Below are 19,358 nucleotides of genomic sequence, written 5' to 3'. Positions count from 1 at the left end.
ATTGATCATTTTATTCATCATCGTTATTTTTAGTTACAGTAACATCTCCCTTTTGCCCCTTTGGAACAGGAGCGTCTTTTACCATCCCATAATAGTTATAAAAGGTTCGTTTAATAGACATTCCAAATGTCGCAGGTTTAACTTTATTCTTTTTAAGCCAGCTTTTCATTGCGTCTATATCCCGTCTTTGCAATCTTGCATCTGCTATATTGGGACGCTTATAGCTAAAACGTTCTCCGAATGCAAAAAACTCGAACTGAGCTCCCGCTTCGTTTGTGAAATCATTATCTGGAAGAACTCCTAACTTAGACCGGCCATAATGAGCTGATTCATGCATGATGGCTGATGTGACAATAAACATCGCTTCAGCAATTGCATCTTCATCGCCTTTTCTTACGGCAGTTTCCAAGTCCTCAATCTGCCCATGCCCAATTATAAGATTATCTGGGAAACTATTTTCATCGTATTCTCCTCCTCCTTGTCCGTAAAAAATTTTATTCAACAGAGGCATATTATCTGTTTTAGCTTCTGATTCGTCACGTGTAGGACTTATCCATGGGCCTTTACCATAGGTTACCATTTCGTCAAAGGCTCTACCTCCCGCTTCCAAATCTTTGTAGCCTGATGTTTTTATCCATGCATCTCTAATGCCTGGATTGTCCTTAAGTAATGGTAAATAGTACTTTATGACTTTTGCCAGGGTCGGGTAACGTTTTGCAAAGAAGGGTGAAATTTTGAACATCCCATTATAATCTACATAGGAGATAGGGCTATTTCCTGCAAATCCGTAAGGGGATTCTTCTGGGAATTTTTTCGCCATAGGGTCCACACTCAAAAACCGCCCCCCACGCCGATCATAAATCCTCATCCCATAATCCTGCCAGCCCGTTTCATTATCATTCTCCTTCCCATTAAACCCATACCTATACCCCCCCGACGCATAACTCCTGCCTGGCTCCAGCATCCCGAAAGGATAGTAATCCTGGGCCGACACCACATTCGCCTCGTAATGATCCACAGTACTACCATCTTCAGACACCGCTTTCTTACTGTCTGACACGGTAGCCAGCACATTGCCCAAATGGTTGCCTAACTCAAAGAACTTGTTACCACGTGTTAAAGTAACAATTTTTCCGGTTCCCAGTGCGCCCATATCAATTCCCGGGGCGCTGGAAGTATCCTCAACATTGGTGATACGCTTTGTTATGCCCAGCCGGCTGCTGCCATACAGGTGCACTTCTGTCTGGCTCAGCGCCCCGCTGTTAATAGCGTTATCCCCGGCCACGTACACGCTCATCACATTACCGGAAGCATCCCGTATGTAACGGGTCTCCACGCCGTCCACCATTTTGCTGATCCGGTTGCCGGCGGCATCGTAGGTGTATTGGATCGTGGGCCCTCCTGTCTTGGTAATGCTTTTTATCTTACCATATACCGTCCATTCAATACCGCCGGCTGGTATTCCGGCGGCCGCGTCTTTGGTAAGATTACCTATTGCATCATAACCATAGTTACCGCTGGCCTGCCCGTCTATGTCATTATCATAGTTCCCGTCATTGGCGGCAGGCTCGCTGATAGCGTCCAACTTATTGGTGCCAGGTATGTAATTGTACGTTAACTGGTCCATGATGGTAGGCTTACCCGCCCAGGTATTATTGCCATTACGGTTATAAGTCAGGATATTACCATTGGGATCATAGCTGATGCTCTCGGCAAAATCAGGTACCTCCACAGGGCTCCAGGTATTATCTGTGGTACTAAGATTGTGTACAGTATTCATGGTCACCAGCCTGTTCAGCACATCATAACCGTAGTTGTATAATAGCGGTTCTCCTGCTTTCGGCAGGTTCACGCTCATAGCCCCGATATTACCATTGAACAAGGGCTTGAATGCGGTGCTTTCTGCGCCGGCAAAAGGTTGCACGGACGCATTTACAGGTTTGTAGTCCCGCTCTCCATAGTAATGCAAGGCAAAACCAAAGGCATCACGGGCAGTGATACCGCCCGCAGCGCCATCTTGCCCCATGTCAAAACCCGGCGTAAGCGTGGTGCTGTTCACGCCTTTCAGCCAGCCCTGCAAGGTATAGGCATAATCCAGCCCCTGCACCTGTTGCTGGCCCAGTACTGTCCTGGCCAGCGGACCATGCCTATAGTACTGGTAATAGGCATCATTTTCCCAGTAAACGCTATCCGGGCTGGTTTCCGCGTTCGTAAGCCTGTTTTCTGCATCGTAGCTATAGCGATGGTAAAATGCATCCTTTTCACCCGGCTGATAGCTCACCATATTTACCTTACCGCTGATCAGGTCATAATCGTAGCGGATCTTCTTAAAACGGTTGGCAACGTTATTGGCCGCTCCGGAATTGAAGTCCTGTAACAGCGTTTTTACGTTACCATGAATGTCATAGCTGTAAAAAGTAGCGGAAGCACGGTCTGTCCCGCTCGCAAGGTCTGCCGCAGTATTGTATACTGCCGTCCAGGACACGCGGTTACGCAGGTTGGTGGCGTTCCATAACAGTCCTTCTATCGGGCTGTGCGGCAGATCGTATACCGCACGGGTGATCTGCGTTTTGGCGTCCGCTGCGTTACTGATCCAGCCTGATAAAGCGCCGTCATTACGGCTGATAGCATCCGTCATTGCTGTGCCGCTGCTGATCTCTCCTACTTCCGTGATCCGTCCCAGCGGGTCGTACAAGGTATAGCTATAGGCATTATCGGCTGCCTGTTTCGCATTCTGGGAAACTGCCAGCCGTCCCAGGCGGTCGTACCAGAAGTGGCTGACACCTGCATCCGGTGTGCGCTGCGCTATCACCTGGTTGAGCGTGTTGTAACGATAACCGGTTACCAGGGTATGAGCCGGTACCAACCGTTCTCCGGCCGCCCTGGCTGTTTTTACCTGGTTTAGCCAGGTATCCGAGCGGTCTACCACTACACCTGCGGGTGGAACAGTCTTTACCAGGTTGCCTGCCTGGTCATAGTAATATAGCGTGTAATGATACTCACGGGTACTATAGTTCACCGTAAAGCTTTCCAGGTCTGCCGCCTGCAGGCAGGTGTTGATGTAGTCCTGCTCAAAGCTGCCCATTATGGAATCACGGTAAGCATTATACAGTATAGTACCTGTACTGATGGCAAAGAAATCGTTATCCGTGCAGTTATCAATGCTGTCCAGGAATGCCGGGGCAAACACCTCTTCTACATTGCCGCAAAGCAGCGGGCCGTTGTTAACGGTATAGCAGCTATCAAATCCATTACAGGCCAGGTTGGCCTCTGTTGCATACCAGGTCTGCACGGCAGGGGAAATATTGATATCCGGGTTGGACAGGAAATTATTTACCGTCGGTTCAAATGCCAGCTTCACCGTGCTGAGGGTAGTGTAGGACACGTCAATGGCGCTATCCTGGCAACCTGTTTTGCCGGATGCCAGGGGCAGCACCAGCATTGCCTGGTTGTTATGCATGCCCACACCCGCAAAGCTGCCATCAGGGTTCTCCAGTAGCTGTGATACCTGCTCGTTCCCATCCATGACCAACTGGTTGGACCAGGTAATCGTATCATCTGCGGAAATTTTATGAAGATAAACATCAGTAGGTGCAGTATGCCATATCTGCGAGGCAATGACACCACTATCCGAAGTAGGTGTAATGGAGATCCAGTCAATTGCGCCAGGAGGCTGACCAAGGGCCCTGGCCGCTATCACATCTCCATTGTTCCGGAGGTCCAGTATCACGCCATTGCCGTTTGTAGCATAAAAATCGTCGGTCTCTATAACAGTTATCTTATAACCGGCCGCAGTTTTGAAAATAGGCCCAAACCAGTTGCTTTTCCCGGTAGTACCGTTCCCTTCGATATCGTACTCCGCTGCATTCAACAGGGCGCCGGTGCTCCTGTTGATCTTCAGAAGTGCGCCATTGAAATAAGTATTGAGCCCATTGTAAGTGGTGCCTGATATAACCAGGGTATCATTGTCCGCCAGCAGGTAAGTATTAGCTTCTGAACGGTGAGTACCCATTCGCTTTATCCAGCTCAGGGTCCCATCCACTGTTAAGGTCCCTACCAGCCAGTCTGATACACCCGCATCATAATTATAGAGCCCGGTAAAGGCATAACCGCCATCATGCGTCTGCACAATATCCTGTCCCCACTCCCCGTAGGTGGTGCCAAAGCCTATTGCCCTGCTCCAGGATACATTCCCCTCCGCATCCATTTTTACAATAAAAATGTCGCCCGTGGAGTGCTGGAAGGATTTTGTCATACCCAGGGCAATATAACCGCCATCCGTGGTAGGCTTTAGCTTATAAAACTCATCATCACCAGAGCCGCCATAGATCTTTGCCCACAAGAAGGCGCCCTTGCTATCAGTTTTAATAATATAGGCTTCCTTTCCTCCCATGCCCACGGCAGATGCGGAAACCCTGCTGGCGCCGCCACTGCCGGGCGTAGTGGAACCGGCCAACAGGTAACCGTTGTCAGCCGTCTTTTGTATGTCCCGCATGTCATCTGAGCCACCGCTTGAGTACATTTTTACCAACTGCCGGGCCGACTGGCAAACAACCGTATCCCGGGAGGTAACATTCCCGCAACTGTCACGGAAACTGAGATACTCCCATGCCTCTTTTGCAAAGCCCAGCCTGTTGTTCATAAAATTGGCGAACAGGCGGTTCTTCTTCTGCTGGAGGGTGTCAGCTTCCGCTGGAATGATCTCTATTCCCGGGTAGGCATTGGTGAATGCAGTATAGAGGCTGTCCACCACCGCGCAGGTAGCGCATGCAGGCCCTGTGTAACACTGCATAAACGCCGGCACCAGCAACGGCTCCGCCAGGTAGGTACAACTGGCCAGGCTGTTATTGCAGGCATCCAGGAGTTCTTCCAGGCTGCTTTCAAGTATTTTTACCTTTCTTGTTCTCAGGAGATAAGCAGAAAAATTGCTATCAGCAGCAGTTCGCTGCACCTGGAATTCATTGTGCAAAACATTCAGCTTTGTACATTCACACTCATCCGGCTTAGTGTAAGTGGTTTTACTGCCATAAGCAGGCTGTTTATCATACGGCTTGGGAGCGGTAATAAGCTCGGCATTACAATTCACCGCATCATTAATGCCATGCTGCGCATTATACTCATTTATCACCTGCTGAAAGCTACGGTAGCCATAAGTGCTTTCCGGCCTTACAGTGCTTGAGCCGGTTGTGTGGTTAATATCCGACCCTTCCCTGCACACGGCTACCAGTTGCTCGGTAATCTCGTCCAGGGCATTAGCATCATAGTAGGTGCAGGGCGACAATTGTTTCATCCACAGGCTCACATAAGCCCTGCAATTGCTTTCATACGTCTGGTTCAGCAACTCGTTCCCCTTATCCTTGCCCTGCTGTTCCGTTGTCATATTGTTCAGGTAATCCAACCCGTTCTGCGTCAGCGCATCTGCCGCGCTGTTGAAATTCGGATGCTTGCCTGCCGCTATCAGCCTGTCGGCAGAAGGAGCGCCCGGCCCATTAGGACAGGCAGCGTTTGTCACCAGGCGATGAATGATGTCCCGTTTTGTTTGCAGGTACAGTTCCCGGAAACTACGCCAGGCCATATCCAGGTCCCCGGCGCACAGCTTGCTTTCATTAAAGGCCTCGGCAGGCGAAAGATAACTGTTCACACAAGCCGGGTTGTCTTCCCCACACTTTACAGTAATAGTAGCCGTTGTCCACAGGGAATAAGCCACTTTGCTATTCCCGATCCATCCCTCCTTAAAGTTGAGCAGCTTTCCTTCCAGCTCTGCTTTAAGGGCAGCGCTTTCCATGGATAAAGGATCCGCCGGAGCTGTGCCTGTAGGGAAGCTCGCAAACGGACCATCGGTGCGCGCTGTTGGGTTCAGGTAGCCCTTCGCCCTGGCCTCTGCATATGTATCCGTTGACTGAAAATCCCTGTCCCACTTATTACTTGCGTCGTGCTTCCCGAATTCCACCAGCTTACAGTACTCAGGATGGAAGGGCAGCAACGCTTCCGCCCAGGAGTCCTTGAATGCCGCCGCAAACTGGTCAGGCGACAGTGTTTGCGGCTTCACATAGGCATCCGTGAATTGATTATACACCAGGTCCGGGTTGCCGGCTTCATCCAGGTAGGTAATGTCGTCCCGCTTATAGATTGGGGTAGCGGTTGAGCTGGGCTGGTAAAAAATGGAATATTCATGCTGGCTTTCATCCGGCTTCGCATATTGGCCGGATGGAGCGGTTACGTCCAGCAGCAAGGCCTTTCTTTTCTCCTCCGTTTCCGATTCATTGTTACATAAAGCATTGCAGTCTGCTGCGGCGGCCTGGAAGGCAGCCCAGGCTTCTCCACGGTAAGACGCAGTATCTTCCATAATACCGGCCCTGCTCATATAATTATTCCGGAAATCATTCCAGGTGCCCAGGCTGTCCATGCACGACTGACAGGTAGGTGCACATTGTTCGTTCAACAAGAGCTGCCGTTGTTCCTGGATAAAATCGTCCAGGGTTTTACAGAGATTGGCTTCCACAAACACATTATCCCGGTAGTATTCCAGCCCCTCCCCGCTGATGCTCAGGCGCTTAGTGACGGTATAGCTGCCCTGGGGCAGGTCCAGGGTAAAATTAACTGTAACCGGCTGCGGGGGAATACCGCAATCGGCCGTAAAAGTACCCGGTATGTGCACTGTCCTGGTAAAGGGCTCCCCGCCCAGCAATCGATTATAGCTGTCGTCTGTAATGGTGATCTCCAGGTCGTACAAGGCATTATAGCAGACCGTGCTCGTACATCCCTCTTTCTGCAGCACAGGAGGCGTTAACTCGTAACTGAATTCATAGGGCCCGGGTACAGGCACCAACAGGCCTTTCACACTCTCCATTACCAGGTCTTTTATGGTGTTCTTACCGGGACCGGAAAGTGTATCTGTTACTGTAAAAGGCACGTCGGAAGGCAGGGCCGCCAGTGTGGCGCTGTCCGGCTGCCCGGCCAATGCCGTTGCTATGGTACGGCCATGCATATCAAGATAAGTCACTGCATATTGCCCATTGGCATCACGCACCATATTCTTGAAATAATGGGTCTCATTGCCCACTTCAGTCCCAAACAGGGCATCCAGCTCCTTTTGCGCGGCTGTGCCGTAATAGTATTTAGTTTCATGGTTGCTGCCCAGCTTGTAGGTGGGCCCTACCCCGCTCTGCCGGCTGATCCGGCCCGTATTGTCCTGCGTATAGGCAGTTTCTGTAAAGGGATATCCCTGGGCATCGGGTATGAAACGGTTAAACCCGTTATCCTTATTGGGATTGTTGGCAGAATAATAGTAGCTGGCCCCGCTCTCTTCATTCGACATCGCCTCAGCGCTGGCGCCCAGGAAGTCAGCGGGATCATCCAGGTGATCGTATCGCTCCTTATCATATTCTGAACCGTCTAACGCCCTGTTAAAATTATGACTGTACTTAACAATTGAGCTTAAGGTAGGTGCAGGCAATACCGATATCACCGGCCTTCCCTGGTAATCATAATAAGTTTCACTGACTAAGGTGGTATCGGTAGTATTATCTTTTGTTACGGTCTGGCGGCTGCGCAGGCTGCCGTCGTAATATTGGACAACCACCTTACGCTTTCCTTCTTCTGCAAAGGAGATAGCAGACTGCCAGTTCAGGTTCCGTTGATGGCCGCAAAAATGATAGCTTCCCAACCCTCCTGAAAAACCGGAGCTCCAGGCGGTTTCTACTCTTGCCGCTCCCTTCTGTTGTACCGCTCTTACCCGGAAGTACAGCACGCCTCCGTTATCATAAAGCAGTGGAATGCTATAAGCATTATTTTGCACAGTCACCCGTGTGGCATTATTCTCAAATACCAACTGCGGATCCACAGGGTTGCCATATCGTTCATTTAAAAAAGCGGAGGAATCAATGTAAGCCCATTCCAGATCATACTCATCGGCGCCTGTTATAGCCGTCCAATTTACCTTGATCTCATCCGTAGAATCTGTGTTGGGAGGATCATCGGACCAAACAGTCTTCACCGCATCATCTGAGCAGGATAGGATATAAACGGGTTGCGCCTGTATCTCATTTTCCAGCAGGAGGGCCGCCAGCAAGCCGGTGCCTGCATCCGACGTAACATCCAGCACCTTCACAGTAACCCGGTGGGCATTGTTAAAGGTAAACCCATCTATTGCTTTGTAGGATGCAGCAGTATCGTAGTTAATGACAAGGCTTTTGTCAATCGATGCAGTGGTCAGATCCGGCAATGTATACGTGATCCGGACATTCAGGGTTACATTGAACGCAGCCGGCAGGTATATATTCGCGTATTCATTGATCCGGAAGGTCACGATGTTCCTTACCGGGTACGGCGTATCCAGGCTGCTTTGCAGGGCAGCATCAAAGTAGATACTGTCCTGTACGGTAGCTTCGGCATTTGCCACCAACTGGTTCTGCCCGCCGTCCAGCACTGTTTTAAAGGTAACGCCCGTACCTGTCTGCGCATAGCTGCTACCGGCCAGCACCAGGAGCAGCAATACGGTGAGCCACCATTTACCTGTTCGTTTAATCCGTGCAAAATGCATCATATCTTTCATCCGTTAATATTTTATTTTTTCCTGGTCGGATGGAACCTCGCATTAACATGCCCCTGTGTGAGCATTGTTTATCCTGCTCGGTTTCATAGATTGGGAGTGCCTACAAATATTTTATATTCTTTATACGCCGGTGTGGTCACAAATTCACCTCCATCCTTATAGAAGAAAAAACGTTCATCAAATCCTGCCGTATTAGCAGAGATGGGATGATAATGCTCAAAGCGCGCCTGCACAATCGCGTATTCATCATATTCCCCGGCAGGTGCAGTATCACTGTTGTCCGACGGGTCCATCAACAGGGCGGTTTTCACAATGCAACGGGTGTTCAGCAGGTACCCTGATGTGGTGTCGATGGTCATTTCCATTTGCCGGTAAGGTGCGCCTTCCCTGAAAAACATCCGTATTACCCTGTTGCTGCCATTATACAACACCTCGCAATTGCTGACACCCGTCTGTTTCAATGCCGCCTGCATCATTTGCAGGGGATTGGCTGCCGCACTGGTAGCAGCGCTTGTCAGGTACATGATCCGGTCTTCTTTAAACAATACAATGTTGTACCGGTCATTCCTGATAGTTTCCACGCTGTCCAGCCAGCAATGATAGCTGGCGCCCGACATCTCCACTCTTCCGCTCAGTGAATCCAACACCCTAGCCGGGTCGTGCTCATTGGCGTAGGTATACTTTATCTCAAATGAAAGCGGATGAGCCTCATAAAAGGACTTCATTTTTTTCATTTCCGCCGTGACCTGCTCTAAACCGCTAGCAGACTGCCCCACTGCATGGCGGCTACTCATCGTCATGCTCCAGCAGCATAGAAGTATTATCCATGTCTTCATTGTAAATAATTCAGCGTTCATACATCCTACTCTTTTACCAAAGCGGTTCTTGTTTCTTTGATTGTTTTGATGCCTCTTTCCGTTTCCTTCTTCAGCCTAACCAGCGTACCGTCGTCGTCATATTCATAGAAAGTAGCATAGTTGTTTTCATCCAGCTCAGCCATGAGTCTTAAATTCAGCGGATTGTACACAAATGATTTCATATTGGCGTTATAGGGATGCACCCTGATATCGTCAAAATATACCGTATTGCTTCCAAGCGCTTGTAGGTAGATAGATAAAAGGGTGGCATCCGCAGGAAGCGAAACTACCTGCTCTATCCGCTGCCATCCCTCTATAATGTTGCCGAAAGGCCTGGCAATGACCCCAATCTCGCTTGCCCCCTGTTTAACCACGATGCCAATCTGGCTACCTGTATAAGTAGGAACGGTGCAATCTACGGTCTCTTTTACCCAGGCGCTGATCAGCACCGTTTTTCCTGCCAGTGGTGAAAAAGGAGGTATTATAGTGCTGGCATTAGCCCTGATGTCTTTTAAGCCATCGCCCCCCTGGTCACAAATAGGCGCCCCTTTGGTTACCGTAAGCTGGAAATTGTTATTATCCTCCGTAACCAGGCTGGCGCTGATGCCAACAGTGCTATCATTCACTACACGAATGCTGTATTTGCCCGTATGATGCTGCGTGCCGTCAATGCTATGTGCATACCCGGAGAAATCAAAGCTGCGGCCGGATGCGCAGGTGGTATCACAAACGCCAATATCAAAATCATAATCTTCAAACCCCTCAAAGGCGGATTCCCGGTAACGGCTGTTCTGTATTACTGCCACAGGCAGCGTATTGCCGTAGCCATACAAACCTGCATTATAACGGCCTAAAGGATCCTTATTCTCTATTTCAAAGCCCTTTTGATTGAACAGGGTAGTAGCCGTATTCCATACCCATTTGGCCTCGTTATATTGTGGCGCCATTTTATCCGGCTGAAACGCCCAGAAAGGCGCAAAGCCATTAAATGTACCGTTCCGCCGTATATCAGTGCCCTGCACCGGATCTGTTTCCGTGCGGGACGCATAATAAACATAAGATATGGCAGGCCGCCAGTTACCGGCAATACCATACAGATAGGGATTTACCGGACTGTCTGTTATGGCGCTGTAACAGAGCTGGGAAGTTTCCACGGTGCAGGTATAGCAGGAATCTACCTTCAGCTCTGCAATGGTAGCCCCTCCGCTGGAAGCATTCGTATAAGCCACTGTCACGTCGCTGCCGCAGGTCTTGCTCTGCAGGTTATACAATGCAAGGGCGGCGCCGCTTACAGAGCTGAGCGCTACAGAACAATCTCCTATCCGGGCTTTGTATAGCGCGCTGACGCTGTCTGTTGTTACGGCATAAAACGGCTTGTTGATATTACGATAGAGCAATGCGCACCTGCGATAATCCACGTTATAGCCGGCGGCTCTTGCTTCCTGTATAATATTGCTGAGCGTTGTATGGTCGTCCGCCCCGATGAATAAATGGTGCGATGCGATCAGGTAGTCGAACATCGGTTTCAGACAGGTGCAGGTACAGTTGGCGCCTGCCTGCTGCGAAAAGGCTCCATTACCTGTTCCCAAGGCAGTCACCAGCACTATGCCCGACAGTATCTTCTTTATCATGTTTATAACTGACATAAGTATGTATGATCAATTTATTGTTTTGATACTTCCACCACTATAGGCGTGGTAACGGTCCAACTCTCGGAGGCACCGGAGGCAATCGTTCTTTCCTCCGCGTTTACGATCACGCGCAGCGTTTCCATGGATGCCGATACCTCCACTCTGTAAGTGCCAACAGACAGGCTGGTGTTATCATAAGGGATACCATCTCCACCTATAAATTCCCGCTGCAGCAATACTTCATTAGTATTAACATCTTTCACTGTCACCGTAAAGTTGGCGCCAGGCGCCACACCTCCTGCTTTAGGCATTACCCTCACCGTATTAGGTTCCACGCAGATACCATTTTCATTCGCATAACCCTGCCCATACATATCTATGTGTGCAATAGCTTTGTTATTGGCATCTTCCAAGCTTATCGTAGATGTATATGTGCCCGCCGGCACCTCGTACCTGACCAATGAACCAGACAATCCTTCGGAACAATCGTTTTTAGCGATATTTCTGAATTGCAGCGAATTTTCGAACACGGGCCTTTCCGTTTTGGACAGTATGATATCAAAGGGTGGAGCTCCCACGTCATTAAAAACAGCAGCAATACTGTTGGTGCCATATTTTTCCTTATCGTTTATTATAGCATATATACCGTTTTGTGCACCAATTTCTATCTGTAACGCATCGTTCTGCTGGTACTCGAAGGCAATACAGTATGGCAGCGTTGTTAAAAGGTCCGTATCGGGTATCCGTGTATAGCTGTAAGGCTCACCCGTCAAGGTGCTTCTGACTGTAATGCTATAAGGATACAGTTCATCAGGGGTATCTGCTTCCGTCCTACCCATAACGTTTATCTGGCAAGTGGCGGTACAACTTCCATGCGCATTGGCATAAGCCTGCCCGTTTCTTTGTATGTCCGCCTCTGCAAGAGAGTCCGCCTGCTCGGGGCTTTCGGTAGACATATAAGTCCGCTCCGGAACTGTATAGATCACCACAGAGCCGCCCGGGCAATCGTTCCGGGTAAATGCCCTGGAAGTTTCTATATTATAGTAGGTACAAGTGCCTGTGCTGTTAGCATAGGCCTGCCCAAAAGTGTTCATCTCTTCCTCTGCATAGGCATCCGCATCTTCCTGGCTTATTATAGATGTATACCTACCAGCAGGCACTGTGTAGGTGGTAGTGGAAACCGCGCCTGCAACGCCACAATCATCACTCAGCGTATCTCCGGGACAGTCATTTTTGGTAAAGGATCGCTTGATCTCCTTGTTGTGATAAGTACAGGTTACATAATCATTTGTATAAATCTGCCCATAGGCAGCCACATCTGCCCAGGCCAGGGAGTCCGCCTGCTCCTGGCTGACCGTGGAGGTATAGGTACCGGCAGGAACAACATACTGGTAAGTAGAAGGTATCCCTCCGGTTCCACAGTCATTCTTGGTGAACACCTGGCTTATTTCCTCATTCAGGTAAGGCGGGTTCAGGCATTCTCCGTCATTTATATACTGTTCATAGGTCTGCGGCACACAATTGCTGACATAGCTTACTTTCCTTTTATCCGCCACCTTCCAGAACTGCTGGAATTCCATAGCGGTGGCATCTATTACTTTCGAACTGTCTCCAATGACCAGCGACCAGACCTCTTCGTTTTCTTCGATTGATTTTACCAGGGGATTCTCCAGCATATTGACAGTGCCTACAGTTGCCGCTATATTCTTTCTACCGGACCGGATCACTTTCATGGACATACGGTCTCCTGAGAAAGGCACACCATCACTATCTACAAAATAGATATCAGGGGCTCCGCCGGTAAAGGCATTCGCATCTACCACCCAAAGCCTGCTGCTGTTAGGCCAGCTAGCCACCTCAATGTTGCAGAAGCCGATGCCGCCTGTTTTCTGATGGGACCAAACCAGCAGTTCATCACCTCCTGTGAAATAACGGTTGGCGTCTTCTTCTGAAATACCGGAGATGATCTTGCCTCCCCGCATGCGAATGTTATCCACCGTCAGGCCAATGTTCTTATAGGCGCCGCTCATGCCATCATAAGCCCAGGCGGCAGGATAGGTAAAATGATAAATAGGGTCGTCAAATTCATTTTTGGTACTGGTAAGCACCGGGTTCCCGGTTTCACTGTCAAATAAAAGGTTGCGGGTAACCACCTTGCTGCCTTTTTCAATCACCACGATGCTGTCCAGTATACCATGCCGGTTAATGACCTTGGTAGCCGCTGCTGAGCGGAATTTATTCTCCTCCCGCTGAAAAAGGCTGAGGAATGAAGGGAGCATCCATACCGGCGGCCAACTGAAAGTGAAAAAGTCACCATTCACATTGAAGTTGTTGCCGTTTGTGACGGAATGCTGCTCACGCATATCCATCATCAGTTCAACGTCCTTACCAATAGATGCTGCAGGGTCAATCTCACCTTTCGGGTTGATGACCATCGCCGTATTATTGAGATGCCTGAACAATGCCTGTTGGTTGTCCACCCGGTAATAATGCGCTGCATAAGTAATCGGGGTTTTATCATTTGTCTCTGCATAGGTTGCCTGCGATCTCAGCTTGCCGTTCATATCATTCAGCTCCACTTTAAAACCCTGGCTGATAGCAAGATAATGTTTGGCATCTATCCGGAGAAAGTTGGCCAGTGCGGGCCTGTATCTTTTTTTACTATCGGACAGGGTAGTCATCTCCGTGATTACCGGGAAATCGTAGCTGGTATAAAAACTGGTTTCCTGGTAGCCATTGGCAGATCTCGTATTTTTGGCATGGATAGACCTTATCCTTACTTTGCTATAACCAACAGAAGGCGCCGGGAAAAAGGATTCTCCCAGGGGCTCTTCCGTGTATCCCATGCTTACCGGCGCCAGGGGAGCTACCTGCTGTTTATATTCGATAGGCAGGCGCCAGGGATTCTCCTCTCCTCCCAACATCGGCTCATAGGTAGCCACACCGCTGCTGATCTCCATTGGTATACCGGCTACTTCCTTTACAGTGGTATATTGATACTCCTGCCCATATACCGATTCCTTCTGCCTGGTCATGGCATTCCAATGGTCGTATATCAACAGGCGCTTTACCCGCAGCCCGCCCCCGTATTTTTTGAACCGGGGGCTATGCAGGCGGGCAAGTGTACGGGATGTGTCCACCTCCTTTGCCCACCCCTTTGCACGGGCATTATCGTTAAAATTGTTAAGGGTATTTTTGATATTGTCCGCCAGTGACATCAGCACCTTTACCGCTACGTCCAGGTCCAGGTCATCGCCCACATCGGACCCGGGCATGGCCTTGGAAGGCAGGTTCAGGCGCAGGAACTGGACGGCAGCCTGGGCCAGCGGACTATAGGAGCCATCATCACCGGCAGCATCTATGCCTTTCAGCTTTACCCAAATGGTATGGCCATCATTTATAAAACCAGCCTCCCCGGAAGGATCTATCCTGGCATAACAGGGTATATACTCATTTCCTCCGCCAAACCTATCTGACGGCATCCGGACGTTCAGCCTGAAAGATATCTTTTCCAGCCCGGCGAGATACTTGTAAGCCAGTTCCTTCAGGGACGTTACCGGATCAGGTACGTTGATGGCCACATACAAATAATCTTCCTGCCCGCCATACAACTCATTGTTTAGGTCATTTAATGTAGATGGCGGGGCCGCGGAAAAGCCGGCTACCTTAAAGAACTGCATGGCCCGGCGGTTCTGCACATATGCATAGTCGTCACTTTCATAAACTACTTTCATACGGCCTCCGGAAGGCAGCACGATAGAATCCAGCGTCCATGCAGCGGCATTTTGAGCAGCAGTAGCACTGTCCTGCAATGCATACGGGTATTCCGGGTTGCTGATGAAATTACTGGCAGAGGAGCCGGGGTTCTGCAGGGGATCTTTATAATTTCCCCAGCGGTCGTAGGATTTAATGTTATAGTCCGGGTTGTTGTTATTGTAGTGGAAAATGTAGGGATTCCGTTTCCCTTTGTCATTGCCGTTGTAGGAGAACCAGATGGTATCCAGGGTCAGTTTGCCGAGATTATTTACCGTTCCGTTCACACCACGGCATAGTTTATAGCTATACCCGAAATGCACGGTCTTCACTGGTATAGCGTTGGTGCCATATTTCAGGAAATCTGCTTTTGTATAGAGGTTGATCTCTTCCAGTTTCCGGGCAACGCCATTGGCAGATTTATTCCCGTTTTCGTCTACCGGCCACATATCCTTACGATCACCCAGCTTAAAAGTGGCGATCATATTCTTGGATTCAATGGAATGGAGATACCACAATTCTTTTTCACCGTACACATAGCTGCCCCTGTCGTCCCTTGTATCCGTTTTCAGTCCTTCGTTATAAGCAGCACTGTCCGTATATGGCGCACGCCAGGTAAAGGTATTCCTGACGCCCGCCACCTTACTATAGTTGAACTTAATGGCGTCCCCCGGATCATCCGGTGAAATACCGTCCCCGGTAAGATCGGCATAATCAGGCGAGACAATGCCCGTTAGCAGGAAAGAATGTGCGTAGGCCGGCACTTCCTCCTTGTTAAAGTAATGGTCATTCCCTTTAAAATTAGCAGTAGTATCGTCTTCTCCGGGCGTATATTTCACCAGTCCATTCCCCACATTGGCCCCGATTGGATCTACAGAAAAAGTGACATCTTTTTGTTTGATATTGTATACCGGAATACCGTAAATATACCTTCTGCCATCAGCGTTCAGCACGTCAATTTCCGAAATGTGATGCTTCTTGCGGAAGCTATTCACCCGGTTCTCCCTGGATACGATGCCGGTTACAAAAGTGTCTTTGCTGGGCATCAGATAGAGATACTCCGTCGGGATTATCTGCTGAGGTTGGCCGGGGTAAGACCAGTATAAGGCCAGGTGATAGTTTTTCGGGCTCTGGTAGTACTCTATTTTAACATCATACATTTCGCCGGCCACAAGGTTAACGTACGCTGTACGCTGCTCTTCATCACCTGGTGACTGGCATAGCCACCGGTCAATCTGTATTACATCATTTATAAACAACCGCACGCCATCGTCATGCGTAAAGACAAATTTATAAGTGCCCGTTACCGGTGCTTTGAGCCGCCCGGTCCAGCGGGCAGAGAAATCCTTATCCAGCCACTGCCCGTTTGCCGGCTTACCAACGTTCATATTGTGATCCGGGGAGTTCTTCTCAAAATAAATAACAGGATCTATCTTTTCCCAGAACTTATTGTCGAAGCGAGTGGGCCAGCCATAGTTAAAATATTCCCCCAACAACCCTTCCGGCTCCTCTACCTCAGGCACAATGGTATCGCAGTTACGCACGCCAAATTCGTTTACCTGATAACTTTCAATATATTGCTGAAAGCCCGCTTCACTGGCTTCTTCCGCCGTCAGGTAGGAGATAACCTGGGTTCTCTTATCTCGCTTCTTCCTGAAAGCGGCAGACGCAGGCAGGGGTATCTTTTCCTCCAGTCGCCCGTTCCTGTACCTGCTCAACCGGTGGGTGGTAGAAAGCACGGCACCTGCCTGGTAAAGATCCGGCGCTACCACATCATCTCCCCCAATAGCTTCATAAAATTCCCTGGAGTTGACGGCCTTCTCTCCCGGGTTCCTGAAATAAGCGGCTTCAAATGTGGTGTCTGAATCTTTAAACCCTATAACAGACGCCAGGGGATTCTGCTCCAGCCAGGGGCCTGTCTGGGTAAAAGCACGGGTAAAGTTCAGGTCCACGCCGCCATGCACCAGGTCACCGAACCCGATATCCCCGCTAAAACGCTGAGAACCGTCCCTGGTTCTCATGGCATGATCGTATACAAAGCCAATATCGCTCCTGTAGGCTCTGAACATGCCTCCGGTCCCTTCACCGGAAATGGAAAAGACATCATAGGTATAAGACGGCACTGCAATATGCGCTACTGCCGGCTTCTCCCTGTAAGGAATTTCCTTTTCACGGTTAAAATCCAGTAAGGCCCCCGGATTGCCGGCGCCATGCTGATAATTCAGGTATCCATAAGCCGGCAGGTATGCAGTCCGGTCGCTTTCAGCAAGGGATTGCTTGGAAACATACCCGCTTATAAAAAAGCTGGGATGTACCACTTTTGTTTCAAACCCGGCTTTCAGGGTGACCGTTATATTCTGGCTGGTATACGGCAGGCTGATGGAAGGCGTATAGGAAGGATAGGCAAATGAAATAAAGGTGCCGTTCGTTGAGCCCATAGTGGAGCTTGTATTTCTATCAGACTGCGACTGCATTACGTTCTTTTGGGATACTTCCGTTTGCCTCAACCCACCGGACAACTGCAGGCCCTTTACACCTGCTCTTGAATTGTAGGTACTGCTAATGGACAGAGACCCGTTAATGCCGTCTGCCTGCCTTCTCATAGTATAGGCGGCAAAAGAAGGCGAAATGGAAAGGCCCTCCTGCGAATTATTGGAAACGGACAGGCCGCTGGTAAAGCCTCCCATACCGCTCTTGCCTACGTTGATACTGGAATTCAGTCCAAATTCCATCCCCCAGCCCCTGTAGGTATTATGAAAGAATCCCAGGCTGGCGCCTACACTAAGACCTATTTTGGCCGTATCACTGTTAGCTTTCCCCTTCTCCAGCGGAAGGCCTATTACTTCCACATCGGCACCGGTAGTTACACCCACCGTTTTATTCTCCTTTATGTTAGCCGTTTTAACGATGGTGTCTCTTCCGGAAAAATCGTCCGGCAGTCCACGCAGGTTCCTTGTAATAGTGCCCGGGTTAATATTCCATCCAAGTCCCACCCAACTGGCCTCCTGGTCCATAGAGATGCCACTGTTATAGCCAATTGTAATAGGGTAGCCGCCTACATCCATCAAGGGAATAGTATAGGAGAAATCCCCGGTGAACAAGTCTACCATATTATCGTTATTAACAGAATGGAAAGCCTGGCTTTCCGGCTGTGTAGGCCCGCCCATGTCCGCTTTCTTCTTCACCACGGGCACGGCAGTTGCAACCGGGGCGCCTGCAGGTAGTACTGTAGCTAAGGAAGGATGGATCATATTTACCGGTTGTTTCCCTCCTTTTCCCGGGCCACTGTCTACCATCCCGCTATAGCGGTGGGCAGCGCGGGACATCCCTAAAGCATAGGAAGGGATCACCGTTTCCAAATAGATCAAAGCCAGCATTATGCATACAACCGTCTTCTTCCCCTTTGCAATAAGAGCCAGTATCATTTTCGCTTATTTATAGGTATAAGGTGTTATCCAAATTCTTTCTGAGTGTTAATCTTCCCGTGTATAGATAAATTTCATCTGCCAGTATTCATTCCGGGAGTTCCGTAAGCGGAACAGGTAACTTCTTCCATCCCGCAGGCCTTTTATTTTATCCAACGGTATATCCATGCGGTTATCTCCCCTTTTGAGGGACAGTGTGCCTGCATCCAGGATCCTGTTACCACTTTCCAGTGCGATCAGTTCATACCTGGCAGTAGTATCACCCGTTTCATTGCGGTACGCGCATTGCAGGCTGCTGCTGTTGACCACCACTCCGTCCAGCTCTTTCTTCAACTGTACATAGGCCCCATTGCTTACACGGGTTTTGTTATGAACCCCCTTGATCCGGAAAGTCCAGACCTCTGTCTGTGCTGCAAACAGGGAACCATTGCGGGCGATCACGGTCCACGCATATTCCTTTGCCGTATCCAGCGCTACCGCCCCGGAAGGATAGCTGGCGAAGATATTCCGGAGGCGCGGTGCCCGGTACACCGGTATATTTTGCTGTACGGCATCCTGGGGAGACTGCCCGGGGTGCACCTCCGTCAATATCATTTCATAATTCAGGTCATTGAATAAATTAACGGGAGCAGGAGGCAGCCAGGTAAACTGTGGCAGCCTTGTATCCAGCACACTCTGATCTGCAGGGCTGTTCAATAAAGGGGGACTTACCGGTTCTATGGCAAAAGGTATACAGTCCTCCCCCGGCTGATTGCCCGATTTATCCCCCTCCACTATCAGGCTATAACAGGCAAAGTAGTTGCCCGCAGGCAGGAACCCGTTCACACTCCTGTCGATGGCGGCAGACAGGTATTCATATTGCACCGGCATCACATCCCCTAGCTGTAGCTGCCTGGCCCCCTTGCTTAAAATGATATTGCGCGTAATGCCCGTTAATACGGCCTGGTTGGTTTGAGCGTCCATTAAACGGAGGGTTATCCGCACATTCTGGGGGGTATTGGATGCTGAGACCAGCACAATATTCCATAATTGTGCTTTCAGTAATACTCCTGCCGGCGGCAGTTGCACAGCCATGCTTACCTGTGCGCCTGCCCGTGCCGACAGCAGTAACAATAATAGCCATAGGGATCGTCTCATA

5 protein-coding genes are annotated in these 19,358 nt (G+C 49.7%); all 5 read right to left on the bottom strand.

Features of this window, described 5'->3' with window-relative positions; translation table 11 throughout:
- Positions 1–10 precede the first annotated feature (10 nt).
- The 5 genes from LX66_RS14645 to LX66_RS14625 all read right to left on the bottom strand — a co-directional run bounded on the left by LX66_RS14645 (position 11) and on the right by LX66_RS14625 (position 19,357).
- A complete protein-coding gene (locus LX66_RS14645) occupies positions 11–8,554 on the bottom strand; it encodes an RHS repeat-associated core domain-containing protein (RefSeq protein ID WP_145714765.1) in 8,544 nt (2,847 codons plus the stop codon).
- A gap of 83 nt (positions 8,555–8,637) precedes the next feature.
- Positions 8,638–9,279: a hypothetical protein gene (locus tag LX66_RS14640; protein ID WP_145714763.1), complete on the bottom strand. Its 642-nt coding sequence runs from the start codon at positions 9,277–9,279 to the stop codon at positions 8,638–8,640.
- 137 nt (positions 9,280–9,416) lie between these two features.
- A complete protein-coding gene (locus LX66_RS14635) occupies positions 9,417–11,042 on the bottom strand; it encodes a hypothetical protein (RefSeq protein ID WP_158642641.1) in 1,626 nt (541 codons plus the stop codon).
- Between the two features lie 32 nt (positions 11,043–11,074).
- Positions 11,075–18,220, bottom strand: coding sequence for a DUF5977 domain-containing protein (locus LX66_RS14630; RefSeq protein ID WP_145714760.1), 7,146 nt, complete (start codon positions 18,218–18,220; stop codon positions 11,075–11,077).
- 48 nt (positions 18,221–18,268) lie between these two features.
- Positions 18,269–19,357 (bottom strand): hypothetical protein, encoded by a 1,089-nt coding sequence (locus LX66_RS14625; RefSeq protein WP_145714759.1) that lies wholly within the window; start codon positions 19,355–19,357, stop codon positions 18,269–18,271.
- Position 19,358 lies beyond the last annotated feature (1 nt).

It is taken from the genome of Chitinophaga japonensis (assembly GCF_007830125.1).
Classification (GTDB): Bacteria; Bacteroidota; Bacteroidia; order Chitinophagales; family Chitinophagaceae; genus Chitinophaga; species Chitinophaga japonensis.
This window is presented reverse-complemented; position numbering and strand designations above follow the sequence as displayed.

Coding starts and splice junctions, on each gene's coding strand:
- LX66_RS14645 (WP_145714765.1), bottom strand. CDS start 8,554: ATGAAAGATATGATGCATTTTGCACGGATTAAACGAACAGGTAAATGG.
- LX66_RS14640 (WP_145714763.1), bottom strand. CDS start 9,279: ATGAAGTCCTTTTATGAGGCTCATCCGCTTTCATTTGAGATAAAGTAT.
- LX66_RS14635 (WP_158642641.1), bottom strand. CDS start 11,042: ATGATAAAGAAGATACTGTCGGGCATAGTGCTGGTGACTGCCTTGGGA.
- LX66_RS14630 (WP_145714760.1), bottom strand. CDS start 18,220: ATGATACTGGCTCTTATTGCAAAGGGGAAGAAGACGGTTGTATGCATA.
- LX66_RS14625 (WP_145714759.1), bottom strand. CDS start 19,357: ATGAGACGATCCCTATGGCTATTATTGTTACTGCTGTCGGCACGGGCA.